17 protein-coding genes are annotated in these 16,990 nt (G+C 72.7%); 9 read left to right on the top strand and 8 right to left on the bottom strand.

Annotated features, from left to right (window positions below; genetic code table 11):
- The coding region (locus tag ACE3Q3_RS11060) for an ABC transporter permease (protein WP_374445776.1) at positions 1-837 on the top strand (837 nt) is incomplete at its 5' end.
- Positions 834-1,706: an ABC transporter permease gene (locus tag ACE3Q3_RS11055; protein WP_374445774.1), complete on the top strand. Its 873-nt coding sequence runs from the start codon at positions 834-836 to the stop codon at positions 1,704-1,706. The genes ACE3Q3_RS11060 and ACE3Q3_RS11055, both read left to right, overlap by 4 nt.
- Positions 1,707-1,715: 9 nt before the next feature.
- Here ACE3Q3_RS11055 and ACE3Q3_RS11050 read toward each other — a convergent pair whose 3' ends face one another.
- Complete coding sequence (locus ACE3Q3_RS11050) at positions 1,716-2,915, bottom strand: NAD(P)/FAD-dependent oxidoreductase (protein WP_374445771.1); 1,200 nt, start codon at positions 2,913-2,915, stop codon at positions 1,716-1,718.
- A 182-nt stretch (positions 2,916-3,097) separates the two neighbouring features.
- Between ACE3Q3_RS11050 and ACE3Q3_RS11045 the strand changes: the two genes are divergently transcribed.
- Together ACE3Q3_RS11045 and ACE3Q3_RS11040 are read left to right on the top strand one after the other, a co-directional pair.
- Positions 3,098-3,778 carry a hypothetical protein gene (locus ACE3Q3_RS11045; protein ID WP_374445768.1) on the top strand — a complete coding sequence of 227 codons (681 nt, stop codon included), beginning with the start codon at positions 3,098-3,100 and terminating at the stop codon, positions 3,776-3,778.
- Positions 3,779-3,781: 3 nt separating this feature from the next.
- On the top strand, positions 3,782-4,057 hold the full coding sequence (locus ACE3Q3_RS11040) for a hypothetical protein (RefSeq protein ID WP_374445765.1): 276 nt from the start codon (positions 3,782-3,784) through the stop codon (positions 4,055-4,057).
- 3 nt (positions 4,058-4,060) lie between these two features.
- On the opposite strand, the gene ACE3Q3_RS11035 is transcribed toward ACE3Q3_RS11040, so the two are convergent.
- The 4 genes from ACE3Q3_RS11035 to ACE3Q3_RS11020 form a co-directional block, all read right to left on the bottom strand.
- On the bottom strand, positions 4,061-5,671 hold the full coding sequence (locus ACE3Q3_RS11035) for an AMP-binding protein (protein ID WP_374445762.1): 1,611 nt from the start codon (positions 5,669-5,671) through the stop codon (positions 4,061-4,063).
- The gene (locus ACE3Q3_RS11030) at positions 5,668-6,465 is read right to left on the bottom strand and encodes an ion transporter (RefSeq protein WP_374445759.1); all 798 of its coding nucleotides are present in this window, start codon (positions 6,463-6,465) and stop codon (positions 5,668-5,670) included. The genes ACE3Q3_RS11035 and ACE3Q3_RS11030 overlap by 4 nt, the downstream gene beginning before the upstream one ends.
- Before the next feature lie 62 nt (positions 6,466-6,527).
- Entirely contained in the window at positions 6,528-8,297 is a 1,770-nt protein-coding gene (gene ybaL, locus ACE3Q3_RS11025) for a YbaL family putative K(+) efflux transporter (RefSeq protein WP_374445757.1), read from the bottom strand.
- A 104-nt stretch (positions 8,298-8,401) separates the two neighbouring features.
- Positions 8,402-9,028: a LysE family translocator gene (locus ACE3Q3_RS11020; RefSeq protein WP_374445755.1), complete on the bottom strand. Its 627-nt coding sequence runs from the start codon at positions 9,026-9,028 to the stop codon at positions 8,402-8,404.
- 251 nt (positions 9,029-9,279) lie between these two features.
- Here ACE3Q3_RS11020 and ACE3Q3_RS11015 point away from each other — a divergent pair, with 251 nt between their 5' ends.
- From ACE3Q3_RS11015 to ACE3Q3_RS11000, 4 genes are all read left to right on the top strand, one after another.
- Positions 9,280-10,326: a TerC family protein gene (locus ACE3Q3_RS11015; protein WP_374445752.1), complete on the top strand. Its 1,047-nt coding sequence runs from the start codon at positions 9,280-9,282 to the stop codon at positions 10,324-10,326.
- A gap of 44 nt (positions 10,327-10,370) precedes the next feature.
- A complete protein-coding gene (locus ACE3Q3_RS11010) occupies positions 10,371-10,985 on the top strand; it encodes a carbonic anhydrase (protein ID WP_374445750.1) in 615 nt (204 codons plus the stop codon).
- A gap of 132 nt (positions 10,986-11,117) precedes the next feature.
- Complete coding sequence (locus ACE3Q3_RS11005) at positions 11,118-12,146, top strand: extracellular solute-binding protein (RefSeq protein ID WP_374445746.1); 1,029 nt, start codon at positions 11,118-11,120, stop codon at positions 12,144-12,146.
- 277 nt (positions 12,147-12,423) lie between these two features.
- The gene (locus tag ACE3Q3_RS11000; protein WP_374445744.1) at positions 12,424-12,900 is read left to right on the top strand and encodes an ureidoglycolate lyase; all 477 of its coding nucleotides are present in this window, start codon (positions 12,424-12,426) and stop codon (positions 12,898-12,900) included.
- A 186-nt stretch (positions 12,901-13,086) separates the two neighbouring features.
- Here ACE3Q3_RS11000 and ACE3Q3_RS10995 read toward each other — a convergent pair whose 3' ends face one another.
- The 3 genes from ACE3Q3_RS10995 to ACE3Q3_RS10985 all read right to left on the bottom strand — a co-directional run bounded on the left by ACE3Q3_RS10995 (position 13,087) and on the right by ACE3Q3_RS10985 (position 15,180).
- The gene (locus ACE3Q3_RS10995; RefSeq protein ID WP_374445741.1) at positions 13,087-13,509 is read right to left on the bottom strand and encodes a hypothetical protein; all 423 of its coding nucleotides are present in this window, start codon (positions 13,507-13,509) and stop codon (positions 13,087-13,089) included.
- A gap of 84 nt (positions 13,510-13,593) precedes the next feature.
- Positions 13,594-14,325, bottom strand: a complete 732-nt coding sequence (locus ACE3Q3_RS10990; RefSeq protein ID WP_374445739.1) for a hypothetical protein — start codon at positions 14,323-14,325, stop codon at positions 13,594-13,596.
- On the bottom strand, positions 14,326-15,180 hold the full coding sequence (locus tag ACE3Q3_RS10985) for a hypothetical protein (RefSeq protein WP_374445737.1): 855 nt from the start codon (positions 15,178-15,180) through the stop codon (positions 14,326-14,328).
- A 135-nt stretch (positions 15,181-15,315) separates the two neighbouring features.
- Between ACE3Q3_RS10985 and ACE3Q3_RS10980 the strand changes: the two genes are divergently transcribed.
- On the top strand, positions 15,316-16,977 hold the full coding sequence (locus tag ACE3Q3_RS10980; protein ID WP_374445735.1) for a M10 family metallopeptidase C-terminal domain-containing protein: 1,662 nt from the start codon (positions 15,316-15,318) through the stop codon (positions 16,975-16,977).
- Positions 16,978-16,990 lie beyond the last annotated feature (13 nt).

The raw sequence follows: 16,990 nt of genomic DNA, 5'->3' as shown, positions 1-16,990 counted from the left end.
CTGCTGCTGGCGGGCGAGGACCGCGACCCGGCGGTCATCGCCCACATGCGGGCGCTCTACCGGCTCGACGACCCGATCTGGGTCCAGTACGGCGACTGGGTCCTCCGCCTGCTGCAGGGCGATCTCGGGGAGTCGATCCGTCTCAAGGAGCCGGTCTCCGGGCTGATCGCCACCAAGCTGTGGGTGACGGCGGAACTCGCCGTGCTCTCGATGCTGTGGGCGGTCGCCATCGGCATTCCGGCCGGCATCCTCGCCGCCGTCCGCCGCGACACCTGGCTCGACTGGTCGGCCAGCGCGGTCGGGCTGGCCGGTCTTTCGATCCCCAATTTCTGGCTCGGGATCATGCTGATCCTCTTCTTCTCCGTCGAGCTCGGCTGGCTGCCGGCGTCGGGCTATGTCAGCCCCTGGGAGGATCCGGTCGGCAACCTGAAGTCGCTCGCCATGCCCTCCTTCGTGCTGGGCTCGGGCGTCGCCGCCATCCTCATGCGCCACACCCGCTCGGCGATGCTGACCGTGCTCGGCGCCGACTACATCCGCACCGCCCGCGCCAAGGGGCTGGCCGAGAAGCGGGTCGTGCGCCGGCACGCACTCCGCAACGCCCTCGTGCCGGTGGTGACGCTGGGCGCCATCCAGCTCGGCGAACTGCTCGGCGGCGCGGTATTGACCGAGCAGGTCTTCTCGATCCCCGGCTTCGGCAAGCTGATCGTCGACGCCGTCTTCAACCGCGACTATGCCGTGGTCCAGGGCGTGGTCCTGGTGACGGCCCTCGCCTTCATCGTCCTCAACCTCGTGGCCGACCTCGTCTATTTCCTCGTCAACCCGCGGATGCGCGGATGACCGCGCTTTCCGCCCCCGCCGCCGGCGAGGCGCCGCGCGACCGCTTCCGGGCATGGCGGCGGCTGCGGCGGCGCAAGGCCGCCATGGTCGGCCTCGCCGTCTTCGTGCTCTTCGTCGCGATGGCGCTGGCGGCGCCCTGGGTCGCCCCCTACGACCCGCTGAAGACCAACTTCCTGCTGGTGCGCAAGCCGCCCTCCGGCCTGCACTGGTTCGGCACCGACGAGATCGGGCGCGACGTCCTCTCCCGCGTCGTCTGGGGCGCGCGCGCCTCGCTCTTCGCCGGCGTCGTGTCGGTGGCGATCGCGCTCGCCGTCGGCGTGCCGCTCGGCCTCCTTTCGGGCTATGCCCGGGGTTGGGTCGACGGGCTCCTGATGCGGATCACCGACGGGCTGCTCGCCTGCCCGGCGCTCATCCTGGCGATCGCCATGGCCGCCTTCCTCGGTCCCAGCCTGACCAACGCGATGATCGCCATCGGCATCACGGCGATGCCGGTCTTCATCCGGCTGACCCGCGGCCAGGTGCTGGCCGTGACGGTCGAGGACTATGTCGAGGCGGCCCGCGCGCTGGGGAACCCACCCTTGCGCATCGCGCTCCGCCACGTCCTCCCCAACGTCCTGCCGCCGGTCATGGTGCAGGCGACGCTGGCGATGGCGGCGGCCATCATCGCCGAGGCCGCCCTCTCCTTCCTCGGCCTCGGGCAGCAGCCGCCGGCCCCCTCCTGGGGGTCGATGCTCAACACCGCGCGCAACTTCATCGGCCAGGCGCCCTGGATGTCGTGGTGGCCCGGCCTCGCCATCGTCGCCGTCGTGCTCTCCCTCAACCTCCTCGGCGACGGCCTGCGCGACGCCTTCGACCCGAAGGAGGAGTGAGGGGCGCCGTCACACCACGTTGATCTCCTGCACCAGCCGGCCCTCGGCGAAACGGGTATAGGCGAAGCGCGAGAGGTCGAGCGTCACGAAGCGGCCGGCGAGGATCAGTTCCGAGACGGCGCGGCCGGTCGCCGGCGCCTGCTGCAGGCCATGCCCCGAGAAGCCGTTGGCGAAGATGAGGTTCGCGACCTCGGGATGGCGGCCGATGATGCCGTTGTGGTCGACCGTGTTGAAGTCGTAGTGGCCGGCCCAGGCGCCGGTCAGCTTGATCGCCTCGAAGGCGGGGATGCGCTCGGCGATCGTCGGCCACACCACGTCGTCGAACATGGCGTAGTCGAGCTCGAGATCCTCGCAGTCCGGGTCCTGGTCCTCGGGCGGCGAGGTACCGCAGACATAGCCCGCCCCTTCCGGCCGGACCCAGACCCCGTTCGGGCAGATGACGAGCGGCATCTGCGGAAACCGCTCCTTGCAGTCGAAGACGTAGACGAAGCGCTTGCGGTGGGCGACCGGCAGCTCGGCGCCGGCCAAGGCCGCCACCCGGCCGGCATTGGGCCCGGCGGCGCAGACCATGGTGCCGCAGCCGATGCGCCCGCCCGAGGCGAGGCCGACCGCGTCGACCCGGCCGGCGGTCCGCTCGACCGCCACCACCTCGTCCTCGACATAGACGGCGCCTTGCGCCCGCGCCTTGCGGCGGAAGGCCATCAGCAGCGTGTGCGGGTCGAACCAGCCCTCGTTGGCGGTGCCGAAGGAGCCTGCCGCGATCCCCTCGGTCGCGAGCCACGGGAACGTCCGCGCCAGGGCCGCCGGGTCGAGCAGTTCCACCGCCGCGTCGCACGCCCGCTGCACCCGGTGGTTCGCCTCGAGGACGCCGACGCCGTCGGCGCTGGCGAGGAAGAGATAGCCGTTCTCCCGGAAGCCGACGTCGACCGGCTCGCCGTCGACCCCGAGATGGCGGTCGAGATCGCGCAGGAAGGCCATCCCGAACTGCGACATGCGGATGTTCTCGGGCGTCGAGAACTGCTGCCGGATCGACCCGGCCGAGCGCGGCGTCGAAGCGCGCGCGTAGGTCGGGTCGCGCTCGACGACGACGACGCGGCCGGCCATGGCGGGGTCGCGGGTCAGGAAATAGGCGGTGGCGGAGCCGACGATGCCGCCGCCGACGACGACCACGTCGGCGGTGGCGGGGATGGCGGATTCGGGCTTGGACATCGCGCCTTCTCTAGCAGATCGGCCGCGGCGTCGGCAGGTCCGTCGCGGCGGCGGTCCGACCGGGGGGCGATCGCAATCGCTCCAAATGCACCATCGATATTGGACCGATCGGGACCTTTCCCGAACCCATTGGCGGCGCTTATCGTGCCATCGAGCAAGCGCCCCTGCGGGAGGCTTCGCCGATGTCCGATCTGACCGCCCTGCTCGACAAGACCGAGCAGTTCGAGCGTCTGGTCCTGCTGGCGCAGCAATGCGCCCCGGCCTTCTTCGCGATCCTCTTCGCCCTGGTCATCCCGGTCTTCGGGCAGCGCTGGCTCGTCGCCAGCCTGGAAGCGAAGATCGCCGACGATCGCCACCGCAGCGTCGTGGTCGAGACCTCGCGCCGCTACTGGCGCATGAACTCGATCTTCTCGATCGTGCTGGTCGCGGTCGCGATCCTCTGGTTCTTCTATGTCCAGGTGTTCGTGGTCTTCCCCGACCAGCGCCAGCGCAGCCGCGACTACATCCAGGCCCGGATCGACGAGACCTGGAGCCGCAAGGTCTTCGAGGGCTACATCTACGCCTCGGCCGACGACGTGCTGATGCACTTCTTCGACGACCCGAACTACCGCATCTACATCCACCCCGAGGACAACCACAATCCGCGGCGCTACCGCTTCGTCGTGCTGCGAAACGACGACGCCCCCGACATCAAGCGGATCAAGTACCTCTATATGACGCGGTCGCTCTACGACGTCGTCGTCAAGGAACGGATCGGGGTTCCGCCGGCGGAACTGGAATTCTGCATGCGGCCCGGCATCGTCACCTACACGCTGCGCAGCGGCGACCGCGACGTCATGCCGACCTTCGACCCGGGATGCTGAGCGATGCGGCGGACGATCCTCGCCCTGCTCCTCCTCGCGGCCGCGCCCGCGGCGGCACAGACGACGACCTGCACGCCGCAGTGCGTCCAGTCCTACGAGCAGCGCGGGCTGCCGACCTGGGAGGCGCGGCGGGTCTGCGGCTGCACGGCCGGCACCGGCGGCACCGCGACGACCTGCGTCACGGCCGTCGGAACCTGCCGCATGGCGGCACCGGCGCCGGCCGGAAGCTACTGCGTCTGTGCGACACCCAGGGGGCCGGTCCCCGGTCGGGCCCAGTAGCCGTCAGCCGGCGGCGATGCGCCGGGCCGCCTCCTCGCGGAGGACCGCGCGCTGGATCTTCATGCCGTTGGCGCTCTCGGTCGTCGGGAAGGCATCGACCGCGAAGACGCGCGCCGGCACCTTGTAGCGGGCGAGCACGGCACGGCCGCGGGCCAGCAGCGCCGGTTCGTCGAGGTCCGCCCCCGGCTTCAGCGTCACGAAGCCGACGGCGCGCGGCCCCTCGGCCGTCGCCGCGGCGACCACCTGGGCGCGGTCGATCGCCGGCTCGTCCTCCAGGAAGGCTTCGATCTCGCGCGGCGAGACAAGGAACCCGCCCAGGCGCATGACGTCGCCGGCCCGGGTCAGGTAGACGAAGCTGCCGTCCGGCTCGCGGAAGCCGATGTCGCCGGTGCGCAGGAACCCGTCCGCCGTCAGCGTCGCGGCCGTGGCGGCCGGGTCGTCGAGATAGGCCATCATCAGGCTGGGGCCGGACACCTCGATCAGCCCGGCCTCGCCGTCCGGCAGCCTGCGCTCGCCCGCCCCTTCCCCGTCGGCGGCGACGATGCGGACGCGCGCCGCCGGCGCGACCGGCCGGCCGCCGCCCAGCACCCGCCGCTCCGGCGGATCGTCCGCCGCCCGCATCGCATAGAGCGCCTGCACCTCGCTCATCCCGTAGAGCCCGTGCAGTCGGGTGCCGAAACGGTCGAAGGCATCGACGAGATCGCGTCGCTCCGGCGCCTTGAAGGCGGCGAAGCCGCAGCGGCGCAGGGTCGCCAGCCGCCGCCCGGCGGGGTCCTCCGCCAGGAGCCGCTCCAGCATGTCGTCGGTCGCGTTGGTCGCGGTCAGGCGGTGGCGGGCGACGGCATCGAGGGCGGTCGCGGGGTCGAAGAACGGCTCGATCGCCATCGGCGCGCCGGCGGCAAGGCTCGCCATCGCCTGGCAGAAGCCGAAGACGCCGCAGAATGGCAGCGCCTGCAGCGTCGCCGTCCCGGCCGCGCCATAGCCCATCGCGGCCGCCGACATGCCGGCATGCGCGGTCAGGGACCGATGCGGGTGGAGCACGAACTTGGGCGCCTTCGTCGTGCCGGAGGTGGTGAAGACGGCGACGCCGGCCGCGGCGTCCGCCGCCTCCGTGGCCGCGGGCGGCGCGGCCGCGAGATCGGCGTAGGGGACGATCCGCCGACCGGCCAGGACCGAGGGCAGCGCCGGCCGCTCCTCGCCCTCGTCGTAGAGGACGACGTTGCGGACCCGGTCGAAGGCGGCGGGATCGGCTCCGGCCAGGATGTCGAGGAAGCCGAGGCCCTTGAACCCCGGCCAGAGCACGATGGTGCCGACGCCGCCGCGGCCGATCAGGTCGGCCATCTCGCGCTGCCGGAAGCGCGTGTTGGCGCAGAAGACGACGGCACCGAGACGGGCGGCCGCAAAGAGGGTCGCGAGCCAGGCGGGCCCGTTCGGCAGCCACAGCAGCAGGCGATCCCCCGGGCCGACGCCGAGCCGGGCAAGGCCGCCGGCCACCCGCCGACTCTCGGCCGCGAGGTCGGCGAAGCTGCCCGCGCGGGCGCCGTACCACCAGGCGGTGCGCGCGCCGTGGCGGGTGGCCAGCCCATCGAGGAAACGGCCGAGCGTCGGGCTCATCGACGCCCCTCCAGCTCGTCGAGCAGCACCGTCCGCTCCTCGTGGTAGCGCCTCAGCGCCTCGGCGAAGGCGGTGGCGAGAATGCCGGTCGGCGCCGCGATCAGGCCGATGGCGGCGAGCGCCGTCAGGCCGGCCAGCACCCGCCCCGCCGCGGTCACCGGGTAGACGTCGCCATAGCCGACCGTGGTCAGGGTGGCGATCGCCCACCACATGGCGCGGGGAATGCTGCCGAAGGCGGCGGGCTGTACGTCGCCCTCGATCAGGTACATGAGCGTCGCCGAGAAGATGAGGACGACGAGCGCCACCATCAGGCTGAGGAGGAGCTCGGGCAGCCGCGCCCGAACCGTCAGGGCAAGGATCACGGCCGCGCGCGAAAACGCTCCGAGGCGGGAGAAGCGGAGCAGGCGGAAGAGCCGCAGCAGGCGCACGAGCTGGGTGTTGCCGACCACCGCGCCCAGGAAGAGCGGCAGGATCGCGATCAGGTCGATGATCGCGACCGGCGTCAGCACGTAGCGCAGCCGCCCGCCACGCCCGGCGAAACGCGGATCGGCGCCGGCCGCGATCACCCGCGCCAGGTACTCCACCACGAAGATCGTGCCGAAGATCCGCTCGGCCCACAGGAAGAGCCCGGGCGCCGCCTCGCCGAGCGCGGGCTCGGTGTCGAGGATCGCCATGACGGAACTGGCCACGATCGCAACCGCGAGCCCGCGATTGATCCAGCTCGCGCCACGGGTCGGCCGCCCGCGCGGGTCGAGCAGTCGGTGCAGGCGCTGGGCGAGCGGGGAATCCGGCATGGCACGGGCGGGCAGTGGCAGGCCAGCCTAGCATGCCGGCCCGGCCCGGGAAGGCCCGCCCGTCAGGTGGCGTCCGGCGCCTCCCGCCCCGGTTCGGCCGCGGGCGCCGCGGCCGCCGGCGGCCCGACCGCGGCCGCGGCATAGGCGAGCATGGCGCGCGCGATCTCACGCTCCCCCATCACGATCTCGTCGGCGCCGTGGCCGCGCAGATGCTCGACCTCGGCGTCGGAATGGGCACGGGCGACGATGCGGAGCCCAGGGTTGATCGCGCGGGCGGAGGCGACGATCTGCCCGGCTTCGAACGCCTCCGGGATGGCGACGAAGAGCATGCGCGCGCGCTCGAGCCCGGCCGCCGCCAGCAGCGTCTGGTCGGCCGCGTTTCCGGGCAGCACCTCCGTCCCCTCGCCGCGGAGCCGGTCGACCAGCGTCTGCCGCTCCTCGACGACCAGGACCGGCCAGGCGGTGCCGGCCAGCCCCTCGCCGACGATGCTGCCGACGCGGCCATAGCCGATGATGACGGCGTGATCGGAGAGCTGCGTCGGGACCAGTTCCGGCAGTTCCGGGTCCTGGACCGGCGGCGGCGGCCCCGCGGCGGCCGTGGCCGCCGCAGCCCGCGCCCGTTCCGCCCGCGCGCGAAGAGCGTCGAGCGCGGCGAAGAGGAATGGATTGGCCAGGATCGACAGGATGGCACCGGCCAGGATCAGGCTCCGCCCCGTCTCCGGCAGGATGTGCAGGCTGACGCCGAGGCCGGCCAGGATGAAGGAGAACTCGCCGATCTGGGCGAGGCTGGCCGAGATGGTCAGCGCCGTGCCCGAGCCGTAGCCGAAGGCGCGCACGATGAGGAAGGCGGCGACCGACTTGCCCGCGACGATGATGAGCACCGTCGCCAGCAGCGGCAGCGGGTCGCGCAGCAGGCTGTAGGGATCGAACAGCATCCCGACCGAGACGAAGAACAGCACGGCGAAAGCGTCGCGCAGCGGCAGCGTCTCCTCGGCGGCGCGCTGCGACAGCGGCGATTCGCTGAGGATCATGCCGGCGAAGAAGGCGCCGAGCGCGAACGAGACGCCGAACAGCACCGCCGCGCCGTAGGCGACGCCCAGCGCCACGGCCAGGACGCACAGGCGGAACAGCTCGCGCGAGCCGGTGTGGGCGACGTAGTGCAGGATCCACGGAATGATGCGGCGCCCGACCACCAGCATCAGGACGACGAAGGCCGTCACCTTGGCCAGCGTCAGGCCGACCGTGGTGAGGACGTCGCGGGCGCCGAGCGGGTCGTCCGGGCGCGTCGCCGGATCGAAGCTGCCGCCGAGCAGCCCGGCCAGCGCCGGCAGCAGCACCAGCGCCAGCACCATCGCCAGATCCTCGACGATGAGCCAGCCGACGGCGATGCGGCCGCGCTCGCTGTCCACCATGCGCCGCTCCTGCAGGGCGCGCAGCAGGACGACGGTACTGGCGACCGACAGCGCCAGGCCGAACACGAAGCCCGCGCCCGGCGGCCAGCCCATGGTCCACCCGAGCGCCATGCCGAGCAGGGTCGCGACCGCGATCTGGGCGATCGCGCCCGGGATCGCGATCGCCTTCACCGACATCAGGTCGGCCAGCGAGAAATGGAGGCCGACGCCGAACATCAGCAGGATGACGCCGATCTCCGCCAGTTCGTTCGCCAGCCCCTGGTCCGCGACGAAGCCCGGGGTGAACGGGCCGACGGCGATGCCCGCCAGCAGGTATCCGACCAGCGGCGAGATGCGCAGTCGGTTGGCGACGGCGCCCAGAACGAAGGCGAGGCCGAGGCCGGCGACGATGGTGGCGATGAGCGGCGTGTGATGGAGCATCCCGGATTTCCGACCCAGTTCTGATTGCGGAAGCCCCGATTATGGATGCCCGGGTCGCGATGCGCGCCCCTTTTGTGCAGCAACTTCGCTATTTCACGCGAAGTTCATGTCGGCTGGCGCTGCCAGAGGGTCGTCAGGAGCCCGGCGCCGACCAGGAACCCGCCGCCCGTGCGGTTGACCCAGCGCTGGACCTGGGGCCGGCGGACGGCGCGCCGTGCCGTCGCGGCGAGGAGTGCATAGGCCGTCGCGTTGGCGGCGGCGATGACGACGAAGGTCGCCGCCAGGAGGACGAGCTGGCGGACGACGTCAGCGCCGCGATCGACGAACTGCGGCAGGAACGCGACGAAGAAGACGATGCCCTTGGGATTGAGCGCCGTCACTCCGTAGGCGTGCAGGAAGATCCGGAGCGGGCTGGCCGGGCCGGCGGCCGGCACGCCGTCGTCCGACACCGGTGCCCGCCAGAGCCGGACGCCGAGATAGACGAGATAGGCGGCACCGATCCACTTGAGGGCGAGGAAGAGGGTGGCCGAGGCAGCGAGCAGGGCACCGAGCCCGAGCAGCGAGGCGACGACGGCGGTGGTGTCGCCGAGCGCCACCCCGGCGACGGTGGCGACGGCCGATCGCCGGCCGTGGCCGAGTGCATAGGAGACGACGAGGAGGACGGTCGGTCCCGGGATCGCCACCAGCACGGCCGAGGCGGCGACGAAGGCGAGCCATGGTTCGATGGGCATCGGCGAGCACGCTCCGGGCTTGCAAGGACCAGGATCAATCCATCGCCTTCCCGATCTGGCAAGACCCGCGTCGATCGCCCCTTGCCGCGACGCGGCCCCCGCACTATCTCGGCGGTCGCGGGCCGGGCCCCTCTGGCGACCCTTGCGGGTCGTGATGTCGGACCGCATCGGGTGCGCTCGATGCCGGGTCCGGTCTGGTCTTCCGACGCCGTTTCCGCGCGAGCCGCCCCTCGAACGTTCGAGAGGGAGCGATGGACCAATTCGCGAGCATTCCGTTTCTCGGCCAGCCGATGTGGATGTGGCTGGTGTTCCTCGGCCTCGTTGCCGTGCTGCTGGCCTTCGACCTGGGCATTCTCAACCGCGGCAGTCGCGAGATCGGCATCCGCCGCAGCCTCGGCCTGTCCGCCTTCTACATGACGCTGGGCCTGGCGTTCGGCGGCTTCGTCTGGCTCGAACTCGGCCGGCAGGCCGGCATCGAGTACCTGACCGGGTTCATCGTCGAGAAGAGCCTGGCGATGGACAACGTCTTCGTCATCGCCATGATCTTCGGCTACCTCGCCATTCCGCGCGAACTGCAGCACCGGGTGCTCTTCTGGGGCATCCTCGGCGTCATCGTGCTGCGCGCGATCATGATCGGCGCCGGCGCCGCGCTCGTCACCGAATACGCCTGGGTGCTCTACGTCTTCGCCGCCTTCCTCGTCTTCACCGGCATCCGGATGCTGTGGGCGGGCGACCACGAGCCCGACCTGTCGCGCAACCCGGTCCTGCGCTTCTCGCGGCGGCTCTTCCGGGTGACCGACGAACTGCACGGCGAGCGCTTCTTCGTCCATGTCCCGGATCCGCAGACCGGCCGACTGCGCCGCGCGGCGACGCCGATGTTCCTGGCGCTGGTCCTGATCGAGGTCGCCGACGTCATCTTCGCCGTCGATTCGGTGCCCGCGATCTTCGCCATCACGACCGACGCCTATCTCGTCTACACCTCCAACATCTTCGCCATCCTCGGCCTGCGCGCGCTCTACTTCGCGCTGGCGGCGATCCTGCACCGCTTCGCCTACCTGAAGCAGGCGCTGGCCGTGCTGCTGGTGTTCATCGGCGGCAAGGTCTTCGTCGCCGACCTCTTCGGCCTGGACAAGGTGCCGCCGGAATGGTCGCTCGGCATCACCGTCGCCATCCTGGCGGCCGGAATGGGCTATTCGGTGTGGCGGACCCGCAATAGCGCGGCCGCCATGGCCGAACAGGCGATGCGCGATCCGGCGCCCGGGCGGCTCGCCCCCGAGGGGCGCTCCGGTCTATCCTGAGCATCGCCGACCGACCGCAGCCGCACTCCCGATCAGGACAGCACATGGACGCACTTCTCGAAGGTTACCGCCGGTTCCGGAGCGAAATCTGGCCGGCGGAGCGGGCCCGGTACGAGCGGCTGGCGAAGCGGGGGCAACGACCGGAGACCCTGGTCGTCGCCTGCTCGGACAGCCGCGTCGATCCCCAGACCATCTTCGGCGCGGTGCCGGGCGAGCTCTTCGTCGTGCGCAATGTCGCCGCCCTGGTTCCGCCCTACGGCCCCGACCGCCAGTCCCACGGCACCAGCGCCGCGCTCGAGTTCGGGGTGCGCGTGCTCAAGGTCCGGCAGATCGTCGTGCTGGGCCATGCCCAGTGCGGCGGCGTCCGCGCCATGGTCGAGGGCGCCCCGGCCGAGGCCCAGGACTTCGTCGAGCCCTGGATCGAGATGGCGGCCGGGGTGCGGGCGCAGATTCCCGAGACCGGCCCGCTGGAGGAGCGGATTGCCCTCTACGAGGCGGCCATCGTCCGCCTCTCGCTCGACAACCTGAAGAGCTTTCCCTGGATCGGCGACGAGGCGGCGGCCGGCCGCCTCGGCCTGCACGGCTTCAGCTTCGACATCCACAACGGCGTCCTCTCCCGGCTGACCGGCGCGGGGCGGTTCGAGCCGGTCGTCATCTGATCGGCCGCGAGGGGCCGGAGACGGGAGGAGAAGCTCGGCACCGGCGGCACGGTCACACCGCCGACGCCCCCGGCGGGGAGGGCGGCGGGCGGATGAGCGTCGTCGCGCGGCCGAAGACGAGAGGGGAGACGCATGATCGTGCCAATGACCCGCCGGCACTTCCTCGCCGGCACGGCGGCGCTCGGCGCCGCCGGTCTCGCGGCCCGGCCGGCCCGCGCCGCCGGCTCGGTCACTGCGGCGATCTATCCCGGCGCCTGGGAGGAGGCGTTCCGCGGCATCGTCGCCCCGGCGCTCGCCGGGTCCGACGGCGTCGGGCTGGAGCTGCAGCCGCTCTACGCCGTCGACCAGATCGCCAAGGCGCGCGCCGCGCGCGGTCGGCCGACCTTCGACGTCTTCGTGCTCGATCCCGGCCCCCGGGCCGGCGGCATCGATGTCGGCGTCTTCGAGACGTTCGACCCGAAGAAGCTGAAGAACCTGTCGGCGATCCCCGACGGCCTCGCCGACGAGTGGGGCGTGACGGTCGCGGCCCAGGTCGTCGGCATCGCCTACAATCCGAAGAAGCTGCCGCCGCCCAAGGACTGGGACGACCTCCTGAAGGACCCGTGGGTGTCCCGCCTCGGCCTCACCGGGTTCCAGACCACCTTCGGCACCGTCTCGATCATCGAGATCGCCCGCCGGTTCGGCGGCTCGGAGACGAACCTCGACCCGTTCTTCGCCGAGATGCGCAAGGTGCTGCCCAAGGTGGCGACGATCGGCGCGCCCCAGGCGATGGCAGGGCTCTTCCGGCAGGGCCGGTGCGACGTCCTCTACGCCAGCACCCAGACGGTCTCGACGCTGAAGGAGCGCGGCGTCGACATCGCGTTCGTGAAGCCGGCCTCGGGCGCCGTCGCCTTCTTCACCACCATGCACGTCGCCAAGGGCGCGGCCGAACCGGAGAACGCCTGCCGCTACATCGACGCGGTCATCGGCCGCGACGTCCAGGCCGCCCTCGTCAAGCCGCCGTGGAACTTCGTCCCGGTCAACAAGGGGGTCGAGTTCGGGCCCGACCTGCCGATGAAGTCGCTCGACGAGATGGCGGGCTTCGTGCGCCACGACTGGTCGAAAATCAATCCGCTGCGCGCCGGCTGGATCGAGCGCTTCAACAAGGAAGTCGCGCAATAGCGAATGTCCGGGCTGGCGGCGCGCCCGTCGTCCTGCGCACGACGCCGGCCGCCTTCCGGGCCTTCGTCGCCGCGCTCGACACCGTGCCGGTGTCGCCGTTCCTCGGCGGGCTTCGCAGCGACATGCCGCCGGTCCGCGTGCGGGGGAGGACGGAACCCACGCTCGACATCCGCGTCGCCGCCGTCTCCGGCGTCTTGATCGCCGCCGTGCGCGCCCCGATGCTGGGGCTGGAGCGCCCGACCGGTCCCACCCGGCGCATGTCGAGCCAGAGGATGCCATGGAACTGACCGCCCAGAAGCTGACCCAGGAGGCCTTCGCCCCCTATGGCGACGTCCTGACCCTGCCCGAGGCACCGGGCCGCAACTATTTCGAGGCGGCGCTGGGCAACCTGCGGCCCGGCGCGTGGCCCAGCCTGTCACTGTCGGTGCGGGCGCCGCTGGAAGCCCTGCCGATGCAGGCGACGCTGCTCGAGCGGCACGAGTTCTCCTCCCAGAGCTTCGTCGCCATCGACGCCTCGCGCTGGATCGTCATCGTCTGCCCGCACGCCGCCGCAGGCGGCCCCGACGTCGCCCGCGCCGTCGCCTTCGTCGCCGGCCCCGGCCAGGGCGTCACCTACCGGCCCAACACCTGGCACCACGGCCTGACCTGCCTCGACCGCCCCGGCCGCTTCGCCACCTTCATGTGGCGCGACGGCACCACGGGCGATGAGGAGTTCGTGCCGGTGCCCGCCTTCACGGTCCACGTCCCCGGTTGATACCAAGGCCCGCGGATCGAGGCTTGCGAGGATATTGGGGACGGTTTCAGGTCCCGTGCGGGTTCGGGATCGAGACGTCGAGCGAGCCGACCCGGAAGCCGCAGCAGAGGACGTCGAAGACGGTGCCGGCCGGCCTGCACATGCGGCTCGTCGGCGGTCGCGGGCGGCAGTCGGGGTGGATCGTGCCTATGCCGGCGACTGGCGGCGCAGCCCGCGGTGCTGGAGGCCGGCGAAGGCGAGAACGGCCACGATCTGGAGGAGGACGAAGGCGACGCCGAGGCCGGTCGGCCGGAACCAGCCGGCGGCCAGGACGAGCGCGCAGTCGAGCGCCCAGACGAGGTTGGCGGCGATGACGGCGCGGACCCACCCCGCGGACGGGACCGGACGGCGGGCGAGCCAGAGCAGGAGGAGGCTCCAGGGCAGGAGGACGATGCCCGCGGGCAGCAGCAGCGCCGCCGGCAGGCCGAGCAGGCCGGCCAGCGGTTCGGCGGCGGCCGCCATCAGCACCCCACAGGCGCCGCTGACCGCGGCATCGGCGACGAGGAGGTGGCGGAGGGCGATGCCCGCCGGCCGGGTGGCGGCGGAGGTTCGGGACGCGGCATGGGCCATGGGGCGATCCTTTCTCGGACGGGCGCATCGCGGCGGAGTGCCGCGGCTGGCCCGGAGGATCGCCCCGGCGGCGCGAGCGGTCGATTATCTGGCAGGTAAGGGCGGTCGGGCGACCGCCCGCTCGGCGCCCTGGAGAAGCCCCTCGGCCTCGGCCGAGCGCCACGATTCTTCCTGGTGGTGGCGCCATCCCCAGCCGACCAGCGCGGAGGCCGCCGCCGTCGCCACCGTCGCCACGCCGACCGCCCCGAACAGGACCAGTTCACCCCACAGGCCAGGAGCGGCGGCCCCGACCCGCACGACCGTCAGCGTGCCGCCGGCGGCGCCGGTCGCCGGCGCGACCGCGGGCGCCGCCGCCGGCAGTCCCACGCCCGCCGCCGAGAGGGCGCCGCCGCCTGCCGCCGACTTGGCCGCCAGGGCGAGCATCGCGCCCTGGACGGTGGTGAAGACGACGTCCATCGCCTCGCCGCCGACATAGCCGACGACGAACTCGGCCGGCGACTTGCGGCCATCGAGAACGTCATAGACGGACACGGCCAGTCCCAGGCCCGGCGGCAGCGGCAGGTGGGAACGAACCACCTGAAGGGTTTCGACCAGGAAGGCCTGCTCGATCCGCTCGCTCTGGCGGCGGACCAGCCAGCCGGAGGGTCCGGCGCCCGGCTCGCCGAGGAGGTCCTCGCCGGCCGGCGCCGGCGCCCGGGCGGACACCGCCAGCGCCCGGACCGCGGCGTCGAAGGCGTCGGCCCCGGCCGGCCGCGGCACGGCGGCGGCGAGCGTCGCCAGCATCGCCGCCCGGACGCCCGGCCGTCGCCGTACCACTTAGAACTCCTCCGGTCGGCGCTTGGCGGCGGCCACGAGGTCCGCGACCACGGCGATGCGCGCCTCCTCGCCCAGCTCGCGCCACAGGCGCTGGAAGAGCTCCGCATGGACCGCCTGCACCGCCGGCCCGGTCAGGCGGACGTCGACCGGCCCCATCCGCCGCACCAGTTCGGCCGCGATCTCCTCTCGGCTGGCGCCGCGGAGGGGGATGTCGCTCAGGCGCCGACGCGCCCAGCGATCGAGTTCGCGCGCCTCGCCGAGCGCCCAGAGATCGTAGCGGCGCTGCTGCTCGCGCGCCCACTCGCCATAGGCGGCCTCGAGCCGGCGCTGGAGCCCCTGCATGGTCTCGTCCGGCTCGCCGCCGGCGTCGGCCTGCGCCCGGGCCAGCGCCAGCCGGGCGGCGGCGAGGGCGGCCATCGCCGCATGCCCCTCCCGTCCGTCGGCCACGGTCCCGTCGCGCTCGAGCGCAGCCAGCACCGGGGTCAGCGCGACCTCGCGCGCCGCCGCGCGCCGGGCGGCGATGCGTGCCCGCAGCGCGGCGATCTCCCCGGCACGGCACGCCCCGTGGCGATGCAGCCGCGCCTCGATCGCCGACAGGGTGCCCGCGGCCGCGGCCAGCAGCCGGCCGGCATCCGCCGCGACCAGGGTCGGCGCCGCTGCGTCCTCCAGCAGGGTCGCGACCTCCGCCAAGCGGCCGTCGGCCTCGCGGCAGGCACCGGACGGCGGCACGAGGGCCGGCGCGCCCGGGCCGACCAGCGCGCCCGTCGCCGCGGCGCCGAGCGCCGCACCCAGGAAGGCTGCCGCCACGACATGCCAGGGCCGGATCGCCGGCCGCGTCGTCTCGTTCGCCGTCACCGTCCCTCCGTGCCGCGCCGTCTCCCTGCCGACGATGACGCGCGACGGACCGGAAGCGCAACCGCCCTGCCACCGCCGTGCGATCGGCTAGAATGCGGCCGCGCCGGCCAGCGGCGCCGGAGCGGAGCGCGGGGGATGTCCACGACAGCGGACGACGAACGGGTCTGGAGTGCCTATGGCGGCAAGCTGACGGCGCTGGCGAGCCTCGCCATCGCCGCCTACGGCGACGCTCCGCTCCCGCCCTCGCTGTTCCAGCCGATCGCCTGGGATTCGCCGCGCTACGACGACGGCCTCTTCCGGTCCGAGACCGGCACCGCGGCGGCACTGGTGCTGCGTTCCGGGGACTCGCTCTTCGTCGCCTTTCGCGGCACGGACGGCGACTGGACCGACTACCTCAACTGGCTGTCGATGCCGGCGCACTACGCCAAGTTCCAGGAACTTCGCCAGCAGGTCGACGCCTATCTCGCCGCCGACGGCGGCATCCGCCACGTCTACGCGACCGGCCACAGCATGGGCGGCGCCATGGCCCAGGCCTATGCCGACGAGCACCGTTCGGATCCGCGCTTCGAGGCCGTGACCTTCGGCAATCCGGGATATGCCTATGGCGAGGACGGCGACAGCAGCGCCGTCACCAACCTCGTCATGGCCGACGACGCCATCGGCGTGGTCGCGGAGGTGCTGGGCGTCGCCGGCGACCAGTACTTCCTCGTCGACCGCGGCGGCCGCGCCGACGCGATGGCGGACGTCTCCTATCACGACAAGTTCCTCTACCTCGCGGCCGCGGAATATCTCGACAGCGGCGCCGAAGGCACGGTCCCCTCCCCGGCCTCGCGGCGGAACGGCATCGCCGACGACATCCGGCTCGACGCGTTCGTCACCCTGGTCGACGGGCGCTTCGCGATCCGCGACGACATCTTCGTCGCGCCGCCCCCGCCACCCCCGCCGCCGCCCGCGTCGGTGTTCACCCTCGCCCCCGCCGCCGGGACGACCCCGGCCGACCTGGCGGCGCTGACGGAGGCGGACGGCATCCTGGCCGTCCATGCGTCGCAGTCGGTCGCGCTGCCCGCCTTCGTTCCCGACCTGGTGCTGGCCGGAGCCGAGGATCTCGCGGCCGACGGCAACGCCCTCGCCAACGCGATCGCCGGCGCCGGCGGCGACGACGTCATCGCCGGCTACCAGGGCGACGACCGGCTGGCCGGGAACGACGGCAACGACCTCCTGGCGGCCGGTCTCGGCTCGGACACGGTTCTGGGCGACGGTCCGGCCGGCGCGGGGGGCGGCGACGACACGGTGCTGGGCGGCCAGGGCGACGACCTGATCGACGGCGGCGCCGGCGACGACCTCCTCAACGGCGACCTCGGCGACGATACGCTCGCCGGCGGCGCGGGCCGCGACCGCCTGAACGGCGGCCCGCAGGACGACCATCTCTTCGGCGGCGCCGGCGACGACACGCTGCGGGGCGGCCGCGGGCAGGACCGTCTCCTCGGCGGGACCGGCGACGACCGCCTCGCGGGCGACCGCGACGACGACGAGCTCTCGGGCGGGTCCGGCGCCGACGTCTTCGTCTTCGCGGCCGCCGGCGGGGTCGACCGGATCGCCGACTTCGCCCCCGGCACCGACCGGATCGAACTCGCCGCCGACGCCAACGGCAGCGGCATCGTCGACTTCGCGACGTTCCTCGATCGGGCGGTCGACGCCGACGGAGGCGTCGCGGTCGATCTCGGTGCCGGCAACCGGCTGGTCCTGGCCGGGCTGACCCGCGCGGACCTCGGGCCGGGCGATCTGCTCGTCGTCTGACCGCCGCCCTCTA

The organism is Allostella sp., assembly GCF_041913585.1.
Lineage (GTDB): Bacteria > Pseudomonadota > Alphaproteobacteria > ATCC43930 > Allostellaceae > Allostella.
Note: the sequence above shows the minus strand (reverse complement) of the source record. Positions and strands in the feature narration are given on the sequence as shown.